Origin of the sequence: Clostridium sp. ATCC BAA-442 (genome assembly GCF_964239415.1) — a bacterium.
Classification (GTDB): Bacteria; Bacillota; Clostridia; order Oscillospirales; family Oscillospiraceae; genus Flavonifractor; species Flavonifractor plautii.
On sequence record NZ_CAXSQB010000018.1, the window covers coordinates 26,853 to 49,830 of the forward strand.

Below are 22,978 nucleotides of genomic sequence, written 5' to 3' on the forward strand. Positions count from 1 at the left end.
TCTATTCCTACCGGCTAAAAAATGAGCTCCGGCTTTCCGTAGCAGCGGACACAGCCTTGTCCGGTGGCCGCGTCAAAGAGCAGGGTCCGGGCCACCGTGCCGCCTACATCCTCCTGTAGCAGCCGGACGCCCTCTGTACGCAGCGTCATATGGACGCTTTCAATATTCCGCTGTCCAATATTGCCCAGATTTCCACCGCCGGCTACCTCAAACATGCGGGCTCCGCCGGCAATTTTGGCTGTAACCCGCGCCCGTTTGGCGCCTCGCCGCTCCATTTCCCGCAGCGTCTCCCGGATGCCGGTATCCGCATACTTGAGCGGGGACTTCCGCCCCGTCTCCAGATTCAGGGGCAGCATGATGTGGAGCAGGGCGGCCAGCTTGAGCATGGGATCATAGAAGCAGATTCCAATGCAGGAGCCCAGGGCGTAAGTCACCAGCATCCCACTGCCCTGCGCCATTTTCATGTCGGCGATCCCAACCACCAGCTTGTCATTCATCCAAAACACCCAGCTTCCGCAGCAGGAAATTGAGGGAACGCACGTCAGGTGACAGCAGGAGGCGGCAGGGCACGCTGTGCTTTTCGCAGATGAAATTGGTGCCGATGGTCATAATGTAATCCGACTGTCCTCCAAACTCCGCCATGGGCACCGTAATAATCGCCCCCTGCATGTCCACAGCAAAGCCAGGCACCGATGGCTGAATCGTTACCCCAGCCAATCCAGAGAGGGCGTTGACGAAGGTGGAGATCATGATGTTGCCCACCTCTACCAGGGCTGAGCGGTCCAGCTCCGAGAGCTGCCCATATTCGCAAACCGTCCGGTTCATCATGCGGCCCAGCACCTGATTGATAAAGTCCATCTGCTGTACCGAGAGCATAATACCGTTGATTTCCCCGCCCAGACGCACCAGCACACCGGCCGTGATCACCTCCGGCCCGCCGATCCAGTCGATAGCCTCGTTGTAACCGAGGATGCGCACCTCCGGCATTTCAATGCGCACCTCACACTGGAGCAGGCTGGAGAGGGCCGTCGCCGCGTTGCCCGTCCCGATGCTGCCGATCTCCCGGAGCGTATCCAGTTCCAGGCCGCTGAGTTCATTAAAATTTTTCACGTATTTTCCCTGCCTATCCGTTTGTCAGGTTGTTGACCGTCGTCTCGATTTCGTCCGCTGTCTGCATCATGCGCAGGACATAGCTGTATGTCCGCTGGGCCTCAATCACCTTTCCCATCTCAGAAGCCAAGTCCACATTGGAGCTCTCCAGATAGCCCTGGCGCACCTCCGAGGGGCTCATCCACACCGCACCGTTTTTCTCCGTGGTCACAAACCGGCCGCTGCCCACATGCTGAAGGCCGTCCAGGTATTGAATGGTAAACACGCCCACAGGCTGGCGCGCCTCAGCGTCCGTCACCACAATGGGATAGCCGTTGGTGTCCAGAACCTGCCGGCCCTCTCCATCCGCCAGATAGTAAAGCGTATCCGTTGTTCCGTCCTCCTTTGTCTGCTGAAACGAGGACAGGGCGAAGGAGCCGTCCCGGGTGTAGGAAATCTCTCCGGTATCCTGGTCATACAGGGCGAAAAAGCCGTCGCCCACAATGGCGTAATCCTGCTTGCGCCCCGTTTCCTCCAGCGCTGCGGAGCGGAAATCCGTGATGGTGGACACCATGCGGGTACCGCTGCCCTTGGGGAGCTGCTGTCCGCCGATACCGTCTACCATCCGGTACATCAGAGCCTCAAAGGCGGGCTTCTCCGCCCGGAATCCAAAGGTGTTCGCGTTGGCCATATTATTGCCCTGGACTCCCATGCGCTCCATTTGCTGCTGCGCGCCCACCGTGGCGGTATAAAAAGCCTGAAGCATCGTTCTCCTCCTCTGCTTATAAGCGTCCCAGCTCTGTTGTCGCCTTGGTCAGCACGCCGTCATAGAGCTTCAGCACCTGTGCGGCGCTCTGAAGCGCCCGCTGGGCCGTCATCATATCGCTCATCTCCTGGAGCATGTCCACGTTGGCATTCTCCACCCATTTCCAGTGGAGCTTTGCCTGGGAGGGAGCCGGCGCCTGCCCATTCGCACCGAACAGGCCGCTCTCATTTTTCTCCAGCAGCCCGTTGTCCGCAAAGGCATACAGGCCCAGCCGGCCCACATAGCCGCCGCCCTCTGTATAGAGGTTCCCTGCCTGATCGGCCCGGATACGGTCGGTGGCCAGATAGACCGGCTGTCCATCCGCCCCCAGGACCCGCCCATGGGCGGGCAGGCAGAGATAGCCCTCCCCATCCAGAGAAAAGCTGCCGCTGCGGGTGTACTCGACGCCCTGAGCCGTTTGAATGGCGAAAAAGCCATCCCCTTCGATGGCGAAGTCGAGCGTCAGCCCCGTCTCCTCCAGGCTTCCCTGGCTATAGTCCACATAGAGCTGACTGGGAGCCAGGATATAGCTCTCCTCACCGATCACGGTGGGGCTGCTTTTGTCCTTATTGCCTACCCGGCTGATCAGCACTTCCTGGAAGGTGCTGTCCGTATACTGCTCCGCCTTATACCCGGAGGTGGAGAGATTCGTCATGTTGTTGGCAACCGTGTCCAGCCGGCGGCTCTGGGACAGGATGCCGGAGGTCAGGTTGTAAAACCCTTTTGTCATATGGCCTTCTCCCTTCTGCTGTGTACTACGCTCCTATGTACTGCTTCATGTAGGCCTGGAGCCGCTGAATGGCCCGGTTATGGATTTGTGAAATACGCGGCGCGCTGACCCCAAGGACCTGTGCAATCTCCTTCATGGTCAGCTCTTTTTCATAATACAGGGAGAGCACCAGCCGTTCATTCTCCCGCAGGGAGGCGATTCCCCGGCGCAGCACCTCGTGCAGCTCCTTTTGCTGATAAGCATCCTCCGGCGGATTGCCGGACAGTGCCTTGCCGGTTACATTCCCATAGGTGTCCAAAAGCACCTCGAAAGACATCAGGTTGGAAAACGCCGTTTCAGAGAGGAGCTCCTCATAGTCCTTCTGGCTGAGCTTCAGGTAGTCTGCCATCTCCTGATCGCTGGGGGTATGGCCCAGCTCTATGGACAGCTCCTCAGCCGCCCGCTTCAGCCGGGTGGCCTTCTGCCGGACCCTCCGCGGAATCCAGTCCTGCTTGCGTACCAGGTCGATCACCATTCCCCGCAGCCGCTTTGCGATGTACGCCTCGAACTTGACCTCCTTTTCGGGGTCATACTTGTCCACAGCGCTGAGCAGAACCAAAATTCCCTCATGGATCACATCATCCAACTGGGTAAACCCGCTGAACAGCCCGCAGGTCTGAATCGCAATCCGGCGTACCAGATCGGTATACCGCAGCACCAGGGCCCACTTCAGCTCCATATCCCCCGTCTCCTTGTAGCGCAGCAGAAGGGTCTGATTGTCCATCTGGTCGACCGCCTGCTGACCTCCGCCGGGAGATAGGGCCGTTTCCATCTGTTTTAACTTATTCATGCAGATACCCTTCCCCATCTCTATGCACGCTTTTCCTGCGGCTGAAGTGTAATGTTGCCAATGGCCTGTATCTGCACATTGCTCGTGATTTCATTAAAGGAGAGCACATAGATGTCGGGATAGAACGTGGCGAGCATACGGCTGAGATAGACACGGATAATCTGGCTGGTCAGCAGAATGGGCGTTTGGGAGAGCTCCTCAAATTTCTTCCGCAGCTCTCCCACCTGCTGTACGATCTGCTGCACAATATCAGGGCTGAGCGCCAGATAGACGCCGTGCTCGTTCTTGGTCAGGGCGGCCAGTACCTTCTTTTCCAGCTCCGCGTCCAGCGTCACTACCCGAAGCTGCCCATTTTCGCAGAACTTCCGGGTAATGGTCCGTCCCAATGCGCCGCGCACCTGTTCGGTGATCATGTCGATATCATGGGTCGTGGTACTGGCCTCCACCACCGCCTCCAGAATGGCCGCCAGATCCCGGATGGGGATGCCCTCACGCAGCAGGCTGCGCAGGATCTTTTCCAGGTTGGCGTAGGAGATGACGTTGGGGATCACATCGGCCACCAGCTCCGGCTCCGTCTTTTTCAGATTCTCCACAAGCTGCAAGGTCTCCGAGCGGTTGAGCAGCTCATAGGCATGCTTTTTGATCGTCTCCGACAGGTGGGTAAGCATAACGGTCAGGGGTGTGATAACCGTATACCCGTAGATCTCCGCCATTTCCTTGTTCTCCGGCAAAATCCAGCGGGAGGGGATGCCGTAGGCCGGCTCCACCGTCTCAATCCCGTCAATCGTTCCCGCCGGATTGGACGGCTCCAGGGCCAGATAATAGTCCACCAGAATCTCTCCCCGGGCCACCTCCTCCCCCCGGATTTTGATCACATACTGGTTGGTTCCCAGCGCCGCACCGTCGTGGAGGCGGATAGAGGGGATGACAAAGCCCATATCCTGGGCATACTGCCGGCGGAATATCACAATGCGGCTGATCAGCTTGCCGCCGCTTTTCTCATCCACCAACGGGATCAGGCTGTAGCCGAATTCCATCTCGATCGGCTCCACCGCCAGGAGGGAATAGACATTGTTGATGTCCTTGAAGTAGTCGGTTTCGCTGGCCGCCTGAAGCTCCGGGGCGGCTGCCGCCTCCGGGGCGGGCTGTTCCTCCAGTGCCTTCTGCTCAGTGAGCTTCCGGTCGCTCAAGAAGCCGCCAATACCCAGGCCGCAGCCCACCAGCAGGAGCGGCGCCGTGGGAGCACCGGGCACCAGCCCCAGCAGCGCTAAAATAATGCCGGTGGCCAGGATCGCCCTGGGCTGGGCCTTAAACTGTCCCAGCACGTCGCTGTTCAGGCTGCCGTCCGACACGGAACGGGTGACGATCATACCGGTAGCGGTGGAGATCATCAGGGCCGGGAGCTGGGACACCAGACCGTCGCCGATGGTGGCGATGGAATACTGGTTCAAAACCGTAGCCAGATCTCCGCCGCCCTGCACGATGCCGATAATTAAGCCTGCCACAAAGTTGATGACCGTAATAATCAGCGACATGACGGCGTCGCCCTTGACGATCTTGGTTGCGCCGTCCATGGCGCCGTAGAAGTCGGCCTCCTTCTGGATCTTATAACGCCGCAGCCGGGCTTCCTTCTCGTCAATAAGGCCGGAGCTCAAATCCGCATCGATGGCCATCTGCTTTCCGGGCATGGCGTCCAGCGTGAAGCGGGCGGCCACCTCGGAGACGCGCTCCGCTCCTTTGGTGATCACAATAAATTGCACCAGTACAATGATTAAGAAAATCAAAATTCCGATGACAATATTCCCCTGGGTAATCAGCGTACCGAAGGATTTGATTACCATACCCGCATCGCCGCCCTCGGAGAGGATCAGGCGTGTGGAGGATACGTTGAGGCCCAGGCGGAACAGGGTCGTTATCAGCAGCAGGGAGGGGAAGATAGAGAACTCCAGCGCCTCCGAGATGCTCATGGTGATCATCAGAATCATGATGGAAATGGCAATGTTCAGTACAATCAGGATGTCCAGCGCCTGCTTGGGCAGCGGCACCACCAGAAAGAGAACGATGATCACGACCAGCAGCGATATGGAGTTGTTCAGTATCCGTCTCATAGCTCTCCAAGGCTCCTACTTTCTCGCCGCTACTTCAGCTTTTCATCCATGCGGTAGAGGTACACCAGCACCTCCGCCACGGCGTTATACAGCTCCGGCGGGATCTCCCGATTCAGCTCCGCCGTGGCATACAGCGCCCTGGCCAGCGGTACATTTTCAATAATGGCAATGTGATGCTCCTCCGCCTTGCGCACAATGCGTCCGGCCAGCTCGTCCTGTCCCTTTGCCAGGACAATGGGCGCCCCATCCGTCTCAGGGCGGTAGCGCAGCGCCACTGCAAAGTGCGTCGGGTTTCGGATAACCACATCTGCCTTTGGCACCTGCTGCATCATACGGGATTGGGCCATCCTGCGCTGCACTTCTTTGATCTTTCCCTTGACCTGGGGATCGCCTTCCATCTGTTTGTATTCCTCTTTGATCTCCTGTTTGGACATGCGCAACTGCCGCTCATAGTCCCACCACTGGTAAAACACGTCCGCGCCGGCCAGCACCACAAAGGCTATGGCGATCTGCATCACCATCTGGAAGCCCTCATCCACCAGATGGGCGCAGGCAACGGCCAGATCGGTGTGGAGATATTTCGTAAAGGTATCTACAATTCCCACCAGGAACTGATAGATCAGGAACAGCAGAACCGTTATCTTTAAAATCCCCTTCAGCGCCTCAATGACGCTGCGCAGTGAAAACAGGCGCTTGATCCCCTGCAGAGGGTTAATCCGGCTGAACTTTGGCTTCAGCGCCTCCCCGGAAACCAGCAGCTTGGTCTGGAAAAAGGTCGCCGCCACCGCTACCACCGCCGTAGTGGCCAGCAACGGTCCCGCCGCAAACAGAAAGGTCTTCAGCATCTCCAGCACCAGGCCGCTCAGGTTGTCCTGCAATCCAGTGTGCGCCGCGCCGGCCACAAGCCCCATAGCGTACTGCAAAAAGCGGTAAATCTGCTCCACCATTGGCGTGGCAGTCAGCTTGAGTACAAAAAAGCTGGCCAGCAGCACCGCCACGGAAACTGCATCGTTGCTGAAAAAGACATTACCCTTTTTTCGCTCGTCTCTCCGCTTTTTAGGGGTTGCTTTTTCGGTTTTTGAACTGTCTGCCAAAGCCTTCTCACGCTCCCCCTATCAGGCGCAGTATCCGCCCCAGCTCCGAGAGCATGCCGCTCTCCAGCTCCAGCAGGAATTCGTTGATCGGCGTCAAGAGCAGAAAGAACAAAAGCAGCCCGATGATCACCTTCAGCTCGATATTGATGACAAAGGCGTTGATTTGCGGGATCGCCTTCATCAGCACCCCCATGCCTACCTCTCCCAGCAGCTCCGCTGCCAGGATCGGCATAGCCAGCTTTACCGCCAGGAGCATACAGGCGAGAAACAGCTCAATGACATAGGCGTAGACTCCATCGCCAAGGGCGGCAGCGCCATAAGGAACCAGCTCACCGGAGGTGGTCAGCAGGCGCATCAGGGTATAGTGTCCATTCTCCGCAAAGAAGTCCAGAATCAGCAGGATATTGAGCAGTGATGCAGTCACCGACAGGTTGGCCTGGCTGCTGGCGTCGTAGATCTGCGCCATTGTCATACCCATCTGTGTGTCGATCACCTCTCCGCCGATCTGGACAACGGAAAACACCACCCGCATTACGAATCCCAGAACCAGGCCGATTCCCAGCTCCAGCAGAAGGCGAAACGCCAGCTCCACCAGGGTATCCGGCTGCGGCACCCCCGTCCCGGCCGTCCCAAAAACCAGAATGGAGAGCACCAGCGCCATACCGGTCTTGACCATGGCCGGGAGATTGGAGCGTCCCAGCAGCGGGTTAAACAGGAGAAAGCCCGACATGCGCATAAAAATCAGTTCAAAGAGATAGAGCTGTGCCCAATCGACCATGTCCCACACCCTTACATCAGCGTAAACAGATACCGGCTGAAATCCAGCAGCGTCTCCAGCATCCATCCACCGCCCACCAGAAGTACAGCCACCACCACGATCATCTTGAGGATAAACGAGAGGGACTGCTCATGGATCTGGGTTACCGCCTGAAAAATGGCGACCAGAATACCGACCAGCATGCTCAGAATCAGGAGCGGTGCGCCAATCCGAAGCGCGACGCCCACCCCTTCCCGCAAAATGTCAACTACTTCCATATTTAGGTTCTCCTATCGGAAGCTCTGCACCAGGGTCGAGAACAGCAGCTCCCACCCATTCAGGGCGATAAACAGCAGCAGCTTGAACGGCATGGAGATCATACTGGGCGGAAGCATAATCATGCCCATGGACATCAGCGTGGAGGCCACGATTACATCAATCAGGACAAACGGGATGTACAGGTAAAATCCAATCAGGAAGGCATGCTTCAGCTCACTTGTCATAAAGGCCGGAACCAAAACCCGCAGCGGCAGCTCCGCGGCCGATGCCGCAGACGGCGTATCCAGTCCTGCCAGATCGCAGTAGAGCTTGAGCGAGCTCTCCTCCACCTGGCCTGCCATAAACTCCTTCAGGGGTTTCTCCGCCCGCTGCAAAAATTCCTCCTGGGTAATCTCCTCCGCAATATATGGCTCGTATGCGGTGGTCTGGATCTCACTGATGACCGGAGACATGGTAAACAGCGTGAGAAACAGGGCGATGCCCACGAGGACCATATTAGGTGGATTCTGTTGCAGCCCCATGGCCGAGCGCAGAAAGGAGAAGGAGATAATGTACCTGGTAAAGGAGGTCATCATCACAACTGCGGAGGGCAGCAGGGTCAACAGGGTGGTCAGAAACAGGATCTGAAGGGTCTGTACGTTCTCGCCATTTACATTGATCAGCGCATCCACCGGCTATGGCCTCCTCTGTTGTTTCCGCTGCTCCAGCACGCTGTGCAGCGCTTCCTGGAACCCCATCTTGGGCGCGGCGGCGCCGTCTGCGCCGCCCATCCAGGCCTCGGCCTCCTCGGCAGTGAGCTTTTCCAGACAGGTGATGCTCCCCTGAGTCACCCCCAGGAAATAATACGTTTCGCCCGCGCGGACCAGGAGGAGCCTTTGATCCTTTCCCACCGCCACCTGGTCCAAAATTGTAAGCATCCGCTTTCCCAGGCGGCTTGGACCGCCGCCCTGTCCCCGTCCGGCAACATAGCGGGTAAACAGATAGGCCAGCACCAGGACGCCCAGAATTGCACAGATGGTCCAAAGCACTTCCGGCATTGGCCCGCTCCCGTCAGGGATTCCCCAGGATGGAATTGACCGTTTTCATCAGGCGGTCCTCCTTGAAGGGCTTGACGATAAAATCCTTGATGCCGGCCTGTACCGCCTCGACTACCATGGCCTCCTGGCCCATGGCGGAGCACATCACCACATTGGCCTTGTTGTCCTTGGCGCGGATGGCCTTCAGCGCCTCCAGTCCGTCCATGTTCGGCATGGTGATGTCCATCAGGACCAAATCCGGCTGGAGTTCAAAATACTTTTCCACAGCATCCTTGCCGTCCACCGCCTCGTGCAGGTCGGTAAAGCCATTCTTGGTCAGCGTGTCCCGGATCACCTTCCGCATGAAGGCTGCGTCGTCAACAATCAGAATCTTAGCCATGTTCTTAATCCCCTTTTTTATTTCAGTCTCACTTGAAGTTTGTCAGGCTCCACAGTTCCGGCTTCTGGAGTACCTCTGTGATACGCACGCCGAAGTTATCGTCGATAACCACTACGTCTCCCCGCGCAATGCACAGGCCGTTCACAAAGACATCCACCTGGTCTCCAGCCAGCTTGTCCAGAACAACCAGTGAGCCCTTGGAGAAGGTTAAAATATCCTCTACCTTCCGGCGGGTCCGGCCAATCTCTACCGACACCTCCAGGGGTACGGACATAATCAGCTCCAGGTTTTCCTTCTGTTCGGCTCCCAGCGATTCCGCCGCCGCGAAATTGGGCAGCGCGACCGGCTTGCTGTTAATGACCCGCGGCTCCTGCACCGGGGGCTGATACACAGGCTGCTGATAAACCGGCTGGGGGGAGGCGGCCTGATAGGCCTGGGCCGGCTGGGGAGCTGGCTCCGGCGCCGGGGCTGCGGACATGCTGCCCATCAGCCGTTCGATCTCCTCCTGACTCATCTTTCCGCTGGAAGACGGAGCCGCGGCAGGCTCTGGAGCCGGTGTGGAAACACCGCCGCCCATCAGACGCTCAATTTCTTCCTGACTCAGCTTCCCGCCTGCGCCGGAGGAGGGCTCCGGCTGTGCGGGCTGTGCGGCTGGGGTGGCATCCGCCTCTGCTTCCCCGGTGTCCTGAATGCCCATCCCAAAGCCAGCCAGCAGCTCCCGGGCCAGCTCCACGGACATGATATTGACAAACTCACTCTTGAGGACGCCCTCTATTTCCAGGATAAAGTGCACCGCCACCAGCATCCCGGTTTCGCTGTGGAAGCGCTCCCTTTTGATCTCCTCCAAATCATCCAGCGAGAAAGACTGGGGCGTTGAGATATTGACCGGACGCCCCAGAAAATCGGACAGAGCAGTGGAGGCCGCACCCATCATCTGGTTCATCAGCTCGCACACCGCACTGATCGTCAGCTCATTGAGCTCGAACTCCTCCTCTGGGATCTCGGTTCCCATCAGCAGCTCTACAATTGCCTTCACATCGCTCCGCTTCAGCAGCATAATATTGCTGCCTTCCAGACCGGAGACATACTTGATTTCCACGCCGATGGCGGGCTCCAGCTCACCCAGGGTAAACTCACTGATGGGTACCACTGTAACCTTCGGCGTCGTAATATCAACGCGGTGATCCAGCAGGTTGGAAACCGCAGTGGCAGAAGAGCCCAGACTGATGTTCATCATTTCGCCGATGGCGTCCAATTCCATCGCGCTAAATATATTCTGCGCCATGTCGCTTATTCGTCCCTTCTTCCCTCGTTATAGTAGTTTTCCCCAATCTTCACTGCCATGGAGTTGTTCTGCACACCCAGCTTCCCACCAAACCATGGCTTTCCTCCAATATACAGATAGATGGGCTCGTCCTTCGGATGTCCCAGGTCAATGACATCACCTATATTGAGGAAATAGGCATCTTGCAGCTTTACCTCGGTACGGCCCAGCTCGGCCGTGATCTCCAGCGTGGAATCCCGCAGTATATCCATGATTTCATCCGAGTTGTCCTCCCCACTCCCGTGTCCTGCCTGATTTAATGACACAATTCTGGAAAAAATATTGGTCAGCATCATTCCGGGCAGGCAGACATCAACACGGCCGGAGCAGTTTGGAAAGCGGATATTGATCCCAACAATAACAACCGTCTCATCCAGGCCAATGAGCTGTACCAGAGTCGGATTCGTCTCCACTCTGCGCAGCTTGAAATCCAACGCGATATAATTCTCCCAGCTTCCGCCCAGAACGGAAATCAGGTCTTTTACAATGCTTTCATAGAGCCTCAGCTCCAAATTGGTGAAATTGTAGCCGGCGGGGAGTCGGCTGTCCACATCTCCGTCGCCGCCCATCAGGCGGTCCATCATGCTCAGCATCAGCGTAGTGGAAAAGTGGAACAGCACCGGCGTCTCGTCCGGCTGTACCTGCCCCTCCAGCGCTACATCTGCCAGGGCCAACACGTCCCCCTCCAACAGCGCGTTGGAAAACTCGTAATAGCGCTGCTCTTCCACGGATTCCACCTCTATCTCACAGGTGGTATGCAGCAGTCCGTTGATTCTGGAGTTAATGATCCTGGTGTAATTTTCAAAGACTCCGCTGAGCATTTTAAGCCGGTCTTTGGTAAACTTCCTTGGGCTGTAGAAATCATATTTACGGTATTTTTTCTCGGAACTGCTCTCTGCCTTCGCGGCCAAATCCATCTCGCCGTTACGGGCCGCGTTCAGCAGAGCGTCAATTTGGCTCTGAGATAAAACTTCCGCCATCTTCATCCCTCCTCGGCAGAGTTTGGGCCTTCCCCCCGTCTCCCTGCACACTCAAGGATTGGCAGAAGTACCGGTACTTTCCCGCATGGTATAATATTGTGTAATGTTATCTCCGGCCTCGTCGTCCAGGTCCAGCCCTGTGACAATCAGTTCCACACGCCGGTTTTCCGCACGCCCCGCAGAGGTGTCGTTGCTGGACACGGGACGCCACTCGCCATAGCCCACGCTGACCAGCCGGGCCGGGTCAATTATGTCTTTTTCCTGTAGGTAAATAGTAACCACTGTGGCACGGTTGGAAGCCAGGAAGCGGTCCGCCGTGACGTTGTTCACCCGACCGGGCACGGCCTGGGCGGTATGACCCAGGACACGGATCTCGTCGATGGAGCTGCTGACCTCTGAAATAATCTGGGAGACTTCGTCCAATACAACCTTGCCCTCATCCCGCAGTTCGTAGCTGTCTCCACTAAAAAACACGGTGTCGTCAAAGGAGATAAAGACGTAGCCGTTTCCTTCGCCCAGTGTCACCTGATTGGCCATTCCAGCCTGTTGGACATAGTCCTGCATCGCCTGGTAGAGCTCCTCCATGTCCTGGTCGATATCCTCCTGGGTTCCGGTTCCCTCACCCCCGGACGCGGAGGGGGGCTGGGTTTCCGTCACCTCCTCGGTGGGGTTAAAGGACTGTACGAGTGCAATCCACTTTTCCTTGTCCAGGGTAGACATGGAGTAGAGCATGACAAAAAAGCACAGCAATAAGGTCACCATATCGCCGTAGGTATCCATCCAGTTGGCACCGCCGCCGCCGCTTTTTTTCTTTTTCATCGTGGGTACCGCCTCCCTGAAGCAAGCCGCGGCTTATTTCTCCTTGCGGCGCTTCCGCTCTTTTTTCTCTCCGGTGCCGCCGCCGGATTCTCCGCCTTCCCGGAGTTTTTGGTTCATAAAGGTCATCAGGCGCTCCCGAAGGAATTTGGGGTTCTCGCCCGACTGGATCGCCATGATGCCTTCCACGATAATCTGACGGCAAAGGATCTCCTCTTCGTCCCGGGCCGTCAGGTTCGACGCGATGGGGTTGAATACAACATGGGCCAGCAGAGAGCCATAGAAGGTCGTGATCAGCGCCACCGACATACTGGGACCAAGGGTCTCCATGTCGGAGTCGGAGAGATTCTTCAGCATGTTGATCAGTCCGATCAGGGTACCGATCATACCGAAGGCCGGGGCCGCGTTGGAGCCCCGTTCATACATGGCGATAACCTCCTGATGGCGCTCCGAGGTCTGCTCGATATCATTTTCCAGAATGCTGCGCACCCGGTCCGGGTCGTTGGCGTCTACAATGAGCATGATTGCCTGCTGAAAGAAGGGGTCTTCCTGCTCCTTGGCTTTCTCCTCCAAGGCAAGCAGGCCGTTCTTTCGGGCAATCTGCGCCAGCTCGGTCAGCTTCTCCACATATTGTTCCGGATTGAACGCGTCCAGCCGGAGCATGATTTTGAAGTGCTTGGGGAAGGACTTGGCCAGCTTGGGGTAGCAGGCCACCACCACCGCAAGCGTACCGCCAAGTACGATCAGGATACTGGCGGGATCTACAAAATTGATCAGTGTATCCAGATTGAACGGACCGACCATGAGCCCTCCGGTCCCGCCGGGATCGAAGGTAATTCCGAATATTACAAATACGAACGCCAGGACAATTCCGAGCAAATAAACAATGTTCATCTTTGGTTCTCCTCCCGCACGAAGATGCAGAGCAGACACATCACTCTTTATACCGCTCCACGACGGCTATCTCGCGGTGAATGTCCTGTACCTTGGCGTTATACTTTGCGATCTTCTCGATGATTTCCTCGACCGTGTCCCGTACGATGTAATAGTCGTGATTCATCATGACGATTTTGCTCTCTGGAATCAGCTCAATGCACTCAATTTGGTTGTGGTTGAGCAAAAAACGCTCATTGTTCATTTTTCTCAGTTCAATCATCGTGCCGCCCTCCCCTGCCCAATCCCCCCACGCCTGGCGGCGTGGGGGAGATCGGCAATTCCATTTCTTAGCGCTTCATGTTGACCAGCTCTTCCAGCATGGTGTCGGTCACCGTAACAATGCGGGTATTTGCCTGATAGCCCCGCTGGTAAATAATCATGTTGGCAAACTCGGTGGCCAGATCCGTGCCGGAGGCCTCCAGGAAGCCGGTCATCAGTGTGGCGCCGCTGCCCTCAGCCAGTGCGGAATCGGGGTCAACCACGTTGTTTCCGTCCGTGATCTTGTCATTTCTCAGGTTTCCGGTGACGGAGTTTCCAGGGGTACCCACCCGGATATCCCCAGCGGCATTGCCCGCCGTGTAATAAGGGCCCTCGGTATGAAGCACGCCATTGAGGTTTTCCACACTGCCCAGGGCGATGTAGCCCACCACCACCGGGTCGCCGGTGTCCTTGTTGGTACCAGTGATCTTACCGTTCTTGTCGATGCTGATGTTCTCCAGATCTACAAAGCCGTCCACTGTGGCAGCCGGGTCATTGTCTGGATATACATTCGCACCAGTTTGATCATCCACGCCCACATAAACCGCGTCGCCCTTGCTGTTCGGGTCGGTAGACTTCATAGGAAGGCGGATGGGAACCAAGTCAGTGCTGGGCTTATCTCCCGGCGTGGTTCCGGGATCATCCCCGTTGGACCGCGTGATAAATCCATAGACCACATTGCCCTGTCCGTCCGTCAAATAGCCATCCCGGAATTCAAAGTTGCCCACCCGGGTCAGGGTTAGTCCCTTGAGGGCGTCCATGCTGTCGATATCGTGGGTCTTATCTCCCACCAGGAAAAAGCCGTCGCCCTGAATGGCGCAGTCCATCCCCCGTCCGGTGGAGTCCAGACTCTGACTGCTCATATCCAGGTCGATGGTGCCGATGCCCACACCATAGCCGGTCTGCCGGGGGTTGGTGCCGCCCACCGTAGCCGTTCCGGCGGAGCCGGCGGACTGGGTGCTGTAAATACTCTCCATAAAGGTGACCCGGCCGGGCTTGTAGCCCTGGGTATTTACGTTTGCTACGTTGTTGCCCACTACATTCAGTGCATCCATGTGGGCCTTCAGGCCGGAAATACCGGCACTCATTGCTCCTGTCAAAGCCATTTGGATTCGCTCTCCTTTGCGTGCTCTGATTCATTGACATTTCTCCGGCACCGCCGGGGGACGGCCCATCCGGCCTCCCCCAGGACATCCTTTCGGTCCTGCCCTCTGTGATTCACAGGATCACGGCGCCGTCAATGTTGGTAAAGATATTCTCCTTCATCTCGTCCTGGGACAGGGTGGTAATCACCCGGTTGTGGGGGACATTGATGATAAAGGCGAGGCTCTGGTCCAGCGCCAGGATATTCGTCGCTCCCTTGGCCTGCGCCCGCTCTACGGAGTCGGTCAGCCGGTCCAGAAGGGCGGGTGTCACTGCGATCCCGCGCTCCTCCGCCCGCGCGATGGCGTGCTTGGAAAAGGCGATCTGCCGCTCATCTGCCCGGGCCAGCTCCTGCTGAAGCACTGCTCCAAAGCCGGAAGAGGTCTGTTTCCCGGTGCTGTATGTATGGCCCCGTCCCAGCGCGGGGCTGCCGAGGCCCTCTACCGCATGCTCCATTCCGCTCTATCCCTCCTTTGGACGGCCCCTGCCGCCCGCTCAAATCGTCCGGGCGCTCTCCTCCGGCGGATTCTCTCCGCCTTCTCCCGTTCCGTCGCCGTCACCGCCCTCACCGGGCCCCTCGGGCTCCTCCGGAATCTCCGGCAGCTTGCCCACCGCCATGATGGAATTCAAAGGATACATCTCGTCATTCACGAAGATCACGGGTACCCCCTGATAGTTTCCGGTGCCCGTCACGACTCCCTCAATCTCCTGGAGCTTCCCGTCTTCGTCATATTGGCCCACCGTGACGGTTTTCCCTACCAGGGAGGCCGCATAGGTCAGGGTGCTGGCATCCACCAGGGTCTCCAGTCCGGTCTTAACGCTGGACAACATCTGTACGGTGGACATCTGCACAAGCTGGTTAAGCATTTCGCCGGTATCCGTGGTGTTGTCAATGGTCTGGTTCTGAAGCTGCTGCACCATCAATTGGAGAAAGTCGTTAAAGTCCAGGCCCATGTCGTTCTCTCCCGGCTTGTTTACCGGAATGCCCAGCTCCTCCAGCTCTTCCTCCGTAATGCGGGAGCTCGCACCACTGCCGGCAGCCCGCGCGCTCTGCTGTCGGGCCAGACTGTCCAGCGCCATCGGCATAAATTCACTGCTCATTGCGTGCTACTCCTTTTTTCTGTTACTCCGCTTCTACGCCCAGCAAGCCCAGCCGAAGCTGCTGCAGGAAGTCCTCTGTACTCTGGCGCTGCCGTCCCTGTTCCTGTGGGTTGCGGCCGTGCTGCTGTCCGGGCTGCTGCTCCGGCTGCTGCCAGGGCTGCTCTCCCTGCTGGGGCCGGGGTACCTCCACCTGGATCTCGCCGCTGTGGCTGCCGTGCAGCATGGATACCAGCGTCGCGGAGTGCTCCTGAAGCAGCTTCATGGCCTGTTCGTTCTCCGCGTGGAATACGATGTGCAGTACACCGTCCTTCCCCTGCGTCAGCTCGACAGACAGCTTTCCCAGATGCTCGGGCGCCAGCTTCAGCTCGACATGCCTGGCTCCCTCCTGCTCCGCTTCGGTAATGGCCTTTGCCAGCCTAGGTGCAAAATCGGGCTCCGTGGCGTCCAGGGTATCCGCCTCGCCCACCTTCACCGGCATGTGCTCTGTCCGGTCAAAGAGCGGCTGCGCCGCCCCCTCCGTCTGCACACTGTCCAGCTCGGGCAGCTCCTGCTCCCCGCCGGCCGGACGGCCCGCCGTCTCTCCAGCGTCCGCCGGGGTCTGCGCGCCGCTCTCCCGGGCCGCAGGGGTAACCGCCTGGGCCGTGGCTGTACCACCATCCTCCGCGGCAGGAAGGACCTCCGCCTGGACCGTGGACTCCGCCTCACCCGCAAGCGCCGGCTCCGCCGGTACCGGGAGTTGCCCCCCTCCGGCGTTCTGCTGCCCGGGCTGAAGCAATACGGCCCCTTCTTCCGCCGCAGCCGGAGCTTGGGCCATGCCGGGAACCGCAGTCTGCGGGACCTGCTGGAGGGATACGTCGCCCTCCGGCGCTGCCTGGGCGCCCATCAGCAGGCTCCGGAACAGCTCCTCCAGCCCCGGCGCCTGGGGTACGGACTGCGCACCCTGGCTGAGCGCACCCCCATCGGCCGCAGCCGGAACCTCACCCTTTTGGCTCTCCGGAACCGCGCGTCCGGTTTCCGTTCCGGCCGCCTCCACCCGCTTCTCTGCCAGCAGAGTGGAGAAGTCCCGCCGGTCACCGGCATCCTCCGTCCGACCGCTGACCGGCGGAGTGGTGTTTTGGGCAATCTGTGTGGCTGCCAAGGTCATCTGAAGCAATAAATCAGTTGTATTCATGGTTCTCACCTCCTTTCAGGGTGTGGCTCCGGGCGGTCAAACCGCCGTCCGGGCCCGGGCTGCGGTCACCAGCTCCTCAATCAGCAGTTCCTCGCCCTTCTGCACCTGCTTCTGATAGTCCTCCCACTTCTTGTCCTTGAGCTTTTCCAGGGAGGCGGTATCCTGCCGGGCGGCCACTACCTGCCTGCGCTTCTCCTCCGCTGCGGCCTCATACTCCCGCAGGCGCTTGGCCTCCCGCTGGATCTCATCCTCCAGAAAGCGCAGGCCGCTCTCATACCGCAGGGCCTCGGCTATGGTCAGGCCCTCCGTCTCCGCCTGCCGGAATTCTAGGTTCAGGCCCCGGTAGCGCTCCTCCGCCGCCTGGAGCACCAGCTCCTGCTGCCTTACCTGGTAAAGGAGCTGTCCATGCTCATTCTGCAGCTCCTCCAGCACCTGCTGCTTGTAGCTCAACACCGTATTCAGGCTGAACTGGAACCGCTTCATCCCTGTCCCCTCTTCTCTTACAGGAGCTTCCGCATGGCCTCCAGATCCTCCTCATAGGAGAACGCCTCGTCCACTCCCTGAGTCAAAAACTGGTTGATCCCGTCCATCTTTCCCAAAGCATAATCCAGCCTTGGGTTGGTGCCCGCCTTGTACGCGCCCACGGAAACCAGATCGGCATTTTTCTCATAAATCCCCATCACGTCCCGCACCCGGGCCGCAAGCCGCTTGTGCTCGTCGGAGACGATGTCCGCCATCAAACGGGAGATGCTGGCCCCAATGTCAATGGCCGGAAAATGGTTGCTGTTGGCCAGCCGCCGGGAAAGCACGATGTGCCCATCCAGAATACCGCGCACCGTGTCCGCGATGGGCTCATTGGTGTCGTCGCCCTCCACCAGCACGGTATAGACCCCTGTGATGGAGCCCTTCTGGAAGTTGCCGCTGCGTTCCAGCAGCTTTGGCAGCTCGGCGTAGATGGATGGGGTGTAGCCGCGGCTTACCGGCGGCTCACCCACCGCCAGGCCAATCTCCCGCTGGGCCATGGCAAACCGGGTCAGCGAGTCCATCATCAGCAGCACGTCATACCCCTGGTCCCGGAAGAACTCCGCGATTCCGGTGGCCACGGAGGGGCACTGCTTGCGCAGCATGGCGGGCTGGTCAGAGGTAGCCACCACCAGGATAGACCGCCGCATCCCCTCCGGCCCCAGATCCTTTTCCATGAATTCCAGCACCTCGCGGCCGCGCTCCCCCACCAGGGCGATGACGTTGATATCCGCCTTTACATTTTTGGCAATCATGCCCATTAGGGTACTCTTGCCCACGCCGGAGCCGGCAAAAATGCCGATGCGCTGTCCCTTTCCGATGGTCAGCATGCTGTCAATGGCCTTGACGCCGAACTCCATCCGCTCCCGGATGGGAGGGCGGGTCATGGGGTTGATGTAGTGGTTGTTCTCCACACAGAACAGCGTGCCGCCCTGAAAAGGGCCCTTGCCGTCGATGGGCTGCCCCAGTGCATTAATCACCCGCCCCTTCAGGAAGGGGCCCATGCGCAGGCTGAGCCTCCGCCCGGTGTTGCGCACAAAATTTCCCGCAGAGATACCGCTCATGTCTGAATAGGGCATCAGCAGGATGTGGTCATTCTTAAAGCCAACCACCTCGGCCATTACCTGGCCGCCCGCGTCCCCGTTGTAGATCTGACAGATATCACCCACAGCGGCCCGTCCGCCGGATGCCTCGATGGACATGCCGACGATATTTTCAATTTTCCCCGTATAACTGATCGTCTCGGCCCGCTGAATCTGCCGGATCATCTCCTGGAACATGGCTTTGGGTCCCTTCCTTGCGCTGCCTCCGCCCTATATCTCGTGTATCAGGTCGCGGATATTCTTGAGCTGTGTGGAGGCGCTGGCATCAATGATCTCATCGGGCATCTCAATGATGCAGGTGCCCGCCTCATCGTCGGACAGCGGAATGATTTTGATGTGGTCGGACAGGCCGGCCAGAGCCGTCATCAGCTCCGGCGTAATGGCAGACACCTCCTTGGCGGCACAGCCGCCCACGTAGATGTGCACCCACTCCCGCCGCTTGAGCTTTTCAGTGGCCACTTGGATCATCCGTGCCACCACCTCACTGCTGCTGTTCAGGCTGACATGGATCACCTTTTCCGCAATGGCCAGGCTGAGCTCACACAGCTCGCCCCGCGTCTCCCGCAGCAGCTCCTCCCGGGCGGCGGTGGCCTTTTCCAAAAAAGCCTGCAGCTCCTCGGCCTGCTGCTCCCGCTGCTTCTGCAGCTCCGCCTGGCCCTCGACCCCGGCCTGCCGCAGCCCTTCTGCATAGCCCTGCCGGTAGCCCTCAGACTGGGCCTGCTGGCGCACCTGCTCGGCCTCCTGCTCCGCCTCCATCTGCCGCCGGGCCAGGTAGTCCTCCGCCTGCCGCCTGGCATCCTCCAGAATCTTCTCCGCCTGAATCTGTGCAAAGTCGACCGCGCTGGGGGTGTCCTTTTCCTCTGCCTCTGGAGCTGATTCCTCCGGCTCTCCCTCTTGCTCGCCCGCGGTATCCGCCGGCTCCTCCTCCACAAGCTCCTCCACGTCCGGAAACACAAAGTCGGAGGTGTTGGGCTGCAAAAAGCGTTTGAATATATTAGGCAATAATATCGTCCTTTCCGCCCTTGAGGATAATCAGCTCGTTTTTCTCCTCCAGATCCCGGATGATCCCCACGATGCGCTGCTGGGCCTCCTCCACATCGCGCAGGCGGACGTTGGTGGTGATCTCCAGATCGTCCCGGATGCTCTGGGCCATACGGGTGGACATATTCTGGAAGATCTTGTTGGAAACCTCGCTGTTGGCGCCCTTGAGGGCCAGCACCAGATCCTTGGGATCGCAGTCCCGCAGGAAACGCTGTACCGAGCGCTCATCCATGGTGACGATATCTTCAAACACGAACATCCGCTTCCGGATCTCGTCAGCCAGCTCGGCATTATGCTCGGACAGATGGTCGAAAATACTTTTTTCACTGGTGCGGTCCAGGTTGTTCATTACACCCGCCACATAGTCCACACCGCCCACCTTGACCTGGTTGGAAGTGAGCAGGTTTGTAAACTTTTTCTCCATTTCCGCCTCAATGATTTTTACGGCGGTCGGAGACGCGCTTTCCATATTGGCGATGCTCTCCACCACCCGTACTTGGGTATTGGAGTCCAATTCCTCCACCACGGCGGCCGCCTTCTCCGGGTCAATATAGGAGAGCACCAGCGCAATCGTCTGAGGCCGCTCGTGCTGCAGCGCCGCAAACAGCGACTTGCCATCCGCCTTGTTGAGAAAAGAGAATTCCCGGTTTTTCAAGGACTTGGTTACTTTTTCCAGTAAGTTGTCTGCGGCCTGTTCTCCAAACGCCTTTTCGAGAACCGCGCGGGCGTACTCCAGGCCGCCTTCCGTTACAGCCTTGTTGGTCAGGCACATCTGGTAGTACTCATTCAGGACGTCTTCTGTAGTAGCGGCATCTACATAGCCCAGCTTTGCAACCTCCAGGGTGATCTGTTCCACATCATCGGGGTCCATGTACTGATAGAGCTGGGATGCCTTCTCCGCGCCAAGAGAGATCACGACGGCCGCTGCCTTTTGCTGTCTCGTCAACTGTTTTGCAGCTTGAGAAGCGGCTGCCCCTCCGGTAGCTGTCTCGCTCATTCGCCATCCCCCTCACGCAGCCAGCTCTTGACCATCTGAGCCGCAATCTCTGGATTGTCCTCGGCAAACTTCCGGACATCCTTCCGCAGTTCCATACTCTTTTCCGTCTGAAGATTCATAATATCCGCCCCCTCCTGCGGCGTGAGCGGAGCGGTCTCCGTCTGGGCCACGGCGGCCAGTCCCGCCGCCTCCAGTTCTTTGCGCCGCTTCCGGCGGCCCCGGCCCAGCAGGAGGATCACCAGCAGGAGTACCAGGAACAGCACGCCGCCTCCTGCGGCCGCGTAGATCACCCAGGCCGGGATTCCCTCCGGCACCGGGAGCACAGGCTCATCCGCCTGGTAGAAGGGGCTGATCAACACCGAGATCTTGTCCCGCTGATCTGCCGTGGCGATGCCCGCTGCCCGGGCAACGTGAGGATACAGCGCGGCCGCATCCGTACCGTCCGCCGCCGCCTGATTGATCGTGACGGATACCATGACATCGCTCACTGTGCCCGACAGGTGCTCCACCTGCTGATTCGTCTCATCCACCAGGTATTTTTTATCTCCGGAGACGTGGACGATCTGGCCTTCTCCATCCGTCTCCCCGTCCTCGTTCACATACTGGTTCAGATCAGCATTGGTGCTCGTACCAGGCACACCTCCGGCCGTGTCGCCGCCGGGAAGGAGGATGTCCCCCTCATAGATCTTCTCCCCGATGATACCCTCACCGCCGGTACTGCCGTCATTGGCCCAGTCCTCCAGATTGTAATCGGTGGAGTCCGTATAGCTGCGGTCCAGATCCACAATGCTGTTGACACTGACTTTGACGTTCTCCGTACCGTAAATCGGTGTGAGTACCTGTAGCACGCTGGTGCGGATTTTATTATTGATCTGCTCCTCCAACTGAAGCTTCAGCGTGGACAAATCCTGGATATCCGTAAAGGTATCCCCCGCAGAATAGGTGTTCCCGTAAGAGTCTGTGATGGTGACATTGTCAATTTCCAGTCCCTGAACGGAGTGGCTGACAAAATTGCGGATGCCCTGCACCTGCTTTTGAGTGAGCTCTGCTCCGTCCCGCATGGTCACAAAAACGGCGGCGCTGGCATCATACTTGTTTTCGCTGTCCAGAATGAAGGTGTTGTCCTCCCCCGGCGTGATATCCACGACGGCCTCCTGGACCCCGTCAAAGCAACGAACCACCGCCGCAATGCGATCCTGGAGCTCATAGAGCTCCAACTGCTCCCGTTCTCCCTCCGTGGTCAGGCTCCCCACATGATCCAAATACATGGAGTAGGCGAAGCCGGACTTGGGGTAGCCCTGCTGGGCCAACGCCGCCTTGAGCCGTACCTCCTGCTCCGCCGGCACCAGAATTGTATCGCTTCCCTCAATCCGGTAATCGGCCATTCCCTGCTCGGACAGATAGGACACAATTTCATTTAATTCCGTCTGATTGAGCCCGGTGAACAGGGTCGTATAGGGCTGGTTCATCTGCATCGCCAATACGACTGCAACGACAGCCACGACCGCAATCAGGCCGGCTATCAGGAAGAGCTTCACCTTTTTCCCGGCCGCCTTCCACCAGCCTACCACCTTGCCCAGGTATCCTTTTATTTTCTCCTGCACACTTGTTACCCCCAGCTCCGGCAAACCTTACACGCTGAGGCGCATAAGCTCGTTATAGGACTCCACTGCCTTATTTCTGAGCTGAATCAACAGTTCCAGCGACGCCTGCGCCTCCGTGATGGAAGTCATCAGCGCCGCCGGATTGTCCAGTTGGCCGGTAGCCAGTTGATATGCCACCTCATTTTTGGCCGCGTCCGTCTCCCGTACGCGGTCAATGGCCGACTGAAAAATATCAGAAAACAGGGTCGGCTGGGTACGCCGGGTACCGCCCACTTCCGCGCCCGCATCCAGGCGCATGCCCTCTGTCTGCAAGTCCGTCCACAGCGGCTGAATCCTATCGATTGCTTGCACACTCATACTCGTCTCTCCTTCGTGTGTCCCGTGCAAAACCGTCCCATTCCCTGCGGCACAGGCTTACTTTCCGATCTCCAGTCCCTTGGCCACGACCTGCTTCAGGACGTTAAACGCAGTAATGTTGGCCGACAGCGCCTGATTGGCCGCCATAGCGTCCGACATCTCTTTGATCAAATCCACGTTGGGCATCTCCACATACCCCTCCGCATTTGCATCCGGGTGGGTCGGGTCATACACCAGCTTAAAATCCGAGGGATCCTCGGCGATCTCCACCACACGCACCCCTCCGGCCTGGGCGGGAGCCGCCGCGCTTCCGGCGCGGGCCAGCGCCAACTGAAACGGCGTGCGCTCCCCCTGCTCCTCCAGCACCACAACCTTTCTCCGATAGGGGCCGCCCCCCTCGGTACGGGTGGTGTTGATGTTCGTTATATTTTCAGAGATCACATCCAGGCGCAGCATTTCCGCAGTCAGAGCCGAGCCTACCACGTTCATTGAACTCATAAACGCCACTTTGATTCCCC

Annotated in this window: 28 protein-coding genes; all 28 read right to left on the reverse strand. The window is 58.3% G+C overall.

Translation table 11 applies throughout. The features are described from left to right. Nucleotides 1–14: 14 nt before the first annotated feature. The 28 genes from ACESY8_RS09520 to flgC all read right to left on the reverse strand — a co-directional run bounded on the left by ACESY8_RS09520 (nucleotide 15) and on the right by flgC (nucleotide 22,967). The gene (locus ACESY8_RS09520; protein WP_007489283.1) at nucleotides 15–497 is read right to left on the reverse strand and encodes a chemotaxis protein CheD; all 483 of its coding nucleotides are present in this window, start codon (nucleotides 495–497) and stop codon (nucleotides 15–17) included. Continuing rightward, nucleotides 490–1,110 (reverse strand): chemotaxis protein CheC, encoded by a 621-nt coding sequence (locus ACESY8_RS09525; protein WP_007489282.1) that lies wholly within the window; start codon nucleotides 1,108–1,110, stop codon nucleotides 490–492. Before ACESY8_RS09525 ends, ACESY8_RS09520 begins: the two co-directional genes overlap by 8 nt. Nucleotides 1,111–1,123: 13 nt before the next feature. Then, nucleotides 1,124–1,855, reverse strand: coding sequence for a flagellar hook-basal body protein (locus ACESY8_RS09530; protein WP_054339425.1), 732 nt, complete (start codon nucleotides 1,853–1,855; stop codon nucleotides 1,124–1,126). A gap of 16 nt (nucleotides 1,856–1,871) precedes the next feature. Beyond that, nucleotides 1,872–2,624, reverse strand: a complete 753-nt coding sequence (locus ACESY8_RS09535) for a flagellar hook-basal body protein (RefSeq protein ID WP_009260639.1) — start codon at nucleotides 2,622–2,624, stop codon at nucleotides 1,872–1,874. 25 nt (nucleotides 2,625–2,649) lie between these two features. Then, complete coding sequence (locus ACESY8_RS09540; protein WP_225123287.1) at nucleotides 2,650–3,453, reverse strand: sigma-70 family RNA polymerase sigma factor; 804 nt, start codon at nucleotides 3,451–3,453, stop codon at nucleotides 2,650–2,652. A 20-nt stretch (nucleotides 3,454–3,473) separates the two neighbouring features. Beyond that, complete coding sequence (gene flhA, locus ACESY8_RS09545; RefSeq protein ID WP_007489277.1) at nucleotides 3,474–5,561, reverse strand: flagellar biosynthesis protein FlhA; 2,088 nt, start codon at nucleotides 5,559–5,561, stop codon at nucleotides 3,474–3,476. 29 nt (nucleotides 5,562–5,590) lie between these two features. Beyond that, the gene (flhB, locus tag ACESY8_RS09550) at nucleotides 5,591–6,655 is read right to left on the reverse strand and encodes a flagellar biosynthesis protein FlhB (protein ID WP_009260636.1); all 1,065 of its coding nucleotides are present in this window, start codon (nucleotides 6,653–6,655) and stop codon (nucleotides 5,591–5,593) included. A gap of 7 nt (nucleotides 6,656–6,662) precedes the next feature. Next, nucleotides 6,663–7,433 carry a flagellar biosynthetic protein FliR gene (locus ACESY8_RS09555; protein ID WP_007489273.1) on the reverse strand — a complete coding sequence of 257 codons (771 nt, stop codon included), beginning with the start codon at nucleotides 7,431–7,433 and terminating at the stop codon, nucleotides 6,663–6,665. An 11-nt stretch (nucleotides 7,434–7,444) separates the two neighbouring features. Then, entirely contained in the window at nucleotides 7,445–7,690 is a 246-nt protein-coding gene (locus ACESY8_RS09560) for a flagellar biosynthetic protein FliQ (protein ID WP_007489271.1), read from the reverse strand. Nucleotides 7,691–7,702: 12 nt separating this feature from the next. Next, nucleotides 7,703–8,362, reverse strand: a complete 660-nt coding sequence (gene fliP / locus ACESY8_RS09565) for a flagellar type III secretion system pore protein FliP (RefSeq protein ID WP_007489270.1) — start codon at nucleotides 8,360–8,362, stop codon at nucleotides 7,703–7,705. A 3-nt stretch (nucleotides 8,363–8,365) separates the two neighbouring features. Then, complete coding sequence (locus ACESY8_RS09570) at nucleotides 8,366–8,728, reverse strand: FliO/MopB family protein (protein ID WP_007489269.1); 363 nt, start codon at nucleotides 8,726–8,728, stop codon at nucleotides 8,366–8,368. A 13-nt stretch (nucleotides 8,729–8,741) separates the two neighbouring features. Then, a complete protein-coding gene (locus ACESY8_RS09575) occupies nucleotides 8,742–9,107 on the reverse strand; it encodes a response regulator (protein ID WP_007489268.1) in 366 nt (121 codons plus the stop codon). A gap of 28 nt (nucleotides 9,108–9,135) precedes the next feature. Beyond that, nucleotides 9,136–10,392 (reverse strand): flagellar motor switch phosphatase FliY, encoded by a 1,257-nt coding sequence (gene fliY / locus ACESY8_RS09580; protein ID WP_007489267.1) that lies wholly within the window; start codon nucleotides 10,390–10,392, stop codon nucleotides 9,136–9,138. Between the two features lie 5 nt (nucleotides 10,393–10,397). Then, nucleotides 10,398–11,411, reverse strand: a complete 1,014-nt coding sequence (locus tag ACESY8_RS09585; protein WP_009260633.1) for a flagellar motor switch protein FliM — start codon at nucleotides 11,409–11,411, stop codon at nucleotides 10,398–10,400. A gap of 51 nt (nucleotides 11,412–11,462) precedes the next feature. Further along, on the reverse strand, nucleotides 11,463–12,230 hold the full coding sequence (locus tag ACESY8_RS09590; protein ID WP_054339424.1) for an OmpA/MotB family protein: 768 nt from the start codon (nucleotides 12,228–12,230) through the stop codon (nucleotides 11,463–11,465). Between the two features lie 33 nt (nucleotides 12,231–12,263). Then, nucleotides 12,264–13,121, reverse strand: coding sequence for a motility protein A (locus tag ACESY8_RS09595; protein WP_009260631.1), 858 nt, complete (start codon nucleotides 13,119–13,121; stop codon nucleotides 12,264–12,266). Between the two features lie 40 nt (nucleotides 13,122–13,161). Then, complete coding sequence (locus ACESY8_RS09600; RefSeq protein WP_007489263.1) at nucleotides 13,162–13,383, reverse strand: flagellar FlbD family protein; 222 nt, start codon at nucleotides 13,381–13,383, stop codon at nucleotides 13,162–13,164. A gap of 67 nt (nucleotides 13,384–13,450) precedes the next feature. After that, nucleotides 13,451–14,527, reverse strand: a complete 1,077-nt coding sequence (locus ACESY8_RS09605) for a flagellar hook-basal body complex protein (RefSeq protein WP_054339423.1) — start codon at nucleotides 14,525–14,527, stop codon at nucleotides 13,451–13,453. Between the two features lie 112 nt (nucleotides 14,528–14,639). Then, entirely contained in the window at nucleotides 14,640–15,020 is a 381-nt protein-coding gene (locus ACESY8_RS09610; RefSeq protein ID WP_007489260.1) for a TIGR02530 family flagellar biosynthesis protein, read from the reverse strand. Between the two features lie 39 nt (nucleotides 15,021–15,059). Further along, nucleotides 15,060–15,665: a flagellar hook assembly protein FlgD gene (locus ACESY8_RS09615; RefSeq protein WP_007489259.1), complete on the reverse strand. Its 606-nt coding sequence runs from the start codon at nucleotides 15,663–15,665 to the stop codon at nucleotides 15,060–15,062. Between the two features lie 22 nt (nucleotides 15,666–15,687). Further along, nucleotides 15,688–16,836, reverse strand: a complete 1,149-nt coding sequence (locus ACESY8_RS09620; RefSeq protein WP_434307779.1) for a flagellar hook-length control protein FliK — start codon at nucleotides 16,834–16,836, stop codon at nucleotides 15,688–15,690. A gap of 36 nt (nucleotides 16,837–16,872) precedes the next feature. After that, entirely contained in the window at nucleotides 16,873–17,319 is a 447-nt protein-coding gene (locus ACESY8_RS09625) for a flagellar export protein FliJ (RefSeq protein WP_009260628.1), read from the reverse strand. A gap of 17 nt (nucleotides 17,320–17,336) precedes the next feature. Continuing rightward, nucleotides 17,337–18,638: a FliI/YscN family ATPase gene (locus tag ACESY8_RS09630; RefSeq protein ID WP_009260627.1), complete on the reverse strand. Its 1,302-nt coding sequence runs from the start codon at nucleotides 18,636–18,638 to the stop codon at nucleotides 17,337–17,339. A 33-nt stretch (nucleotides 18,639–18,671) separates the two neighbouring features. After that, nucleotides 18,672–19,463 carry a FliH/SctL family protein gene (locus ACESY8_RS09635; protein WP_434307780.1) on the reverse strand — a complete coding sequence of 264 codons (792 nt, stop codon included), beginning with the start codon at nucleotides 19,461–19,463 and terminating at the stop codon, nucleotides 18,672–18,674. Continuing rightward, the gene (gene fliG / locus ACESY8_RS09640) at nucleotides 19,456–20,499 is read right to left on the reverse strand and encodes a flagellar motor switch protein FliG (protein WP_007489250.1); all 1,044 of its coding nucleotides are present in this window, start codon (nucleotides 20,497–20,499) and stop codon (nucleotides 19,456–19,458) included. Before fliG ends, ACESY8_RS09635 begins: the two co-directional genes overlap by 8 nt. Next, nucleotides 20,496–22,103 carry a flagellar basal-body MS-ring/collar protein FliF gene (gene fliF, locus ACESY8_RS09645; RefSeq protein WP_498794720.1) on the reverse strand — a complete coding sequence of 536 codons (1,608 nt, stop codon included), beginning with the start codon at nucleotides 22,101–22,103 and terminating at the stop codon, nucleotides 20,496–20,498. The genes fliG and fliF overlap by 4 nt, the downstream gene beginning before the upstream one ends. Nucleotides 22,104–22,130: 27 nt before the next feature. Continuing rightward, entirely contained in the window at nucleotides 22,131–22,460 is a 330-nt protein-coding gene (fliE, locus tag ACESY8_RS09650; protein WP_007489248.1) for a flagellar hook-basal body complex protein FliE, read from the reverse strand. Between the two features lie 57 nt (nucleotides 22,461–22,517). Next, nucleotides 22,518–22,967 (reverse strand): flagellar basal body rod protein FlgC, encoded by a 450-nt coding sequence (flgC, locus tag ACESY8_RS09655; RefSeq protein WP_009260624.1) that lies wholly within the window; start codon nucleotides 22,965–22,967, stop codon nucleotides 22,518–22,520. Between the last annotated feature and the right edge of the window lie 11 nt (nucleotides 22,968–22,978).

What these genes read in the sequence shown, in the direction of transcription:
- ACESY8_RS09520 (WP_007489283.1), bottom strand. Translation starts at nt 497, where the DNA reads ATGAATGACAAGCTGGTGGTTGGGATCGCCGACATGAAAATGGCGCAG.
- ACESY8_RS09530 (WP_054339425.1), bottom strand. Translation starts at nt 1,855, where the DNA reads ATGCTTCAGGCTTTTTATACCGCCACGGTGGGCGCGCAGCAGCAAATG.
- ACESY8_RS09535 (WP_009260639.1), bottom strand. Translation starts at nt 2,624, where the DNA reads ATGACAAAAGGGTTTTACAACCTGACCTCCGGCATCCTGTCCCAGAGC.
- ACESY8_RS09540 (WP_225123287.1), bottom strand. Translation starts at nt 3,453, where the DNA reads ATGAATAAGTTAAAACAGATGGAAACGGCCCTATCTCCCGGCGGAGGT.
- flhA (WP_007489277.1), bottom strand. Translation starts at nt 5,561, where the DNA reads ATGAGACGGATACTGAACAACTCCATATCGCTGCTGGTCGTGATCATC.
- ACESY8_RS09555 (WP_007489273.1), bottom strand. Translation starts at nt 7,433, where the DNA reads ATGGTCGATTGGGCACAGCTCTATCTCTTTGAACTGATTTTTATGCGC.
- ACESY8_RS09560 (WP_007489271.1), bottom strand. Translation starts at nt 7,690, where the DNA reads ATGGAAGTAGTTGACATTTTGCGGGAAGGGGTGGGCGTCGCGCTTCGG.
- ACESY8_RS09570 (WP_007489269.1), bottom strand. Translation starts at nt 8,728, where the DNA reads ATGCCGGAAGTGCTTTGGACCATCTGTGCAATTCTGGGCGTCCTGGTG.
- ACESY8_RS09575 (WP_007489268.1), bottom strand. Translation starts at nt 9,107, where the DNA reads ATGGCTAAGATTCTGATTGTTGACGACGCAGCCTTCATGCGGAAGGTG.
- fliY (WP_007489267.1), bottom strand. Translation starts at nt 10,392, where the DNA reads ATGGCGCAGAATATATTTAGCGCGATGGAATTGGACGCCATCGGCGAA.
- ACESY8_RS09585 (WP_009260633.1), bottom strand. Translation starts at nt 11,411, where the DNA reads ATGGCGGAAGTTTTATCTCAGAGCCAAATTGACGCTCTGCTGAACGCG.
- ACESY8_RS09590 (WP_054339424.1), bottom strand. Translation starts at nt 12,230, where the DNA reads ATGAAAAAGAAAAAAAGCGGCGGCGGCGGTGCCAACTGGATGGATACC.
- ACESY8_RS09595 (WP_009260631.1), bottom strand. Translation starts at nt 13,121, where the DNA reads ATGAACATTGTTTATTTGCTCGGAATTGTCCTGGCGTTCGTATTTGTA.
- ACESY8_RS09600 (WP_007489263.1), bottom strand. Translation starts at nt 13,383, where the DNA reads ATGATTGAACTGAGAAAAATGAACAATGAGCGTTTTTTGCTCAACCAC.
- ACESY8_RS09605 (WP_054339423.1), bottom strand. Translation starts at nt 14,527, where the DNA reads ATGGCTTTGACAGGAGCAATGAGTGCCGGTATTTCCGGCCTGAAGGCC.
- ACESY8_RS09610 (WP_007489260.1), bottom strand. Translation starts at nt 15,020, where the DNA reads ATGGAGCATGCGGTAGAGGGCCTCGGCAGCCCCGCGCTGGGACGGGGC.
- ACESY8_RS09615 (WP_007489259.1), bottom strand. Translation starts at nt 15,665, where the DNA reads ATGAGCAGTGAATTTATGCCGATGGCGCTGGACAGTCTGGCCCGACAG.
- ACESY8_RS09620 (WP_434307779.1), bottom strand. Translation starts at nt 16,836, where the DNA reads ATGAATACAACTGATTTATTGCTTCAGATGACCTTGGCAGCCACACAG.
- ACESY8_RS09625 (WP_009260628.1), bottom strand. Translation starts at nt 17,319, where the DNA reads ATGAAGCGGTTCCAGTTCAGCCTGAATACGGTGTTGAGCTACAAGCAG.
- ACESY8_RS09630 (WP_009260627.1), bottom strand. Translation starts at nt 18,638, where the DNA reads ATGTTCCAGGAGATGATCCGGCAGATTCAGCGGGCCGAGACGATCAGT.
- fliG (WP_007489250.1), bottom strand. Translation starts at nt 20,499, where the DNA reads ATGAGCGAGACAGCTACCGGAGGGGCAGCCGCTTCTCAAGCTGCAAAA.
- fliE (WP_007489248.1), bottom strand. Translation starts at nt 22,460, where the DNA reads ATGAGTGTGCAAGCAATCGATAGGATTCAGCCGCTGTGGACGGACTTG.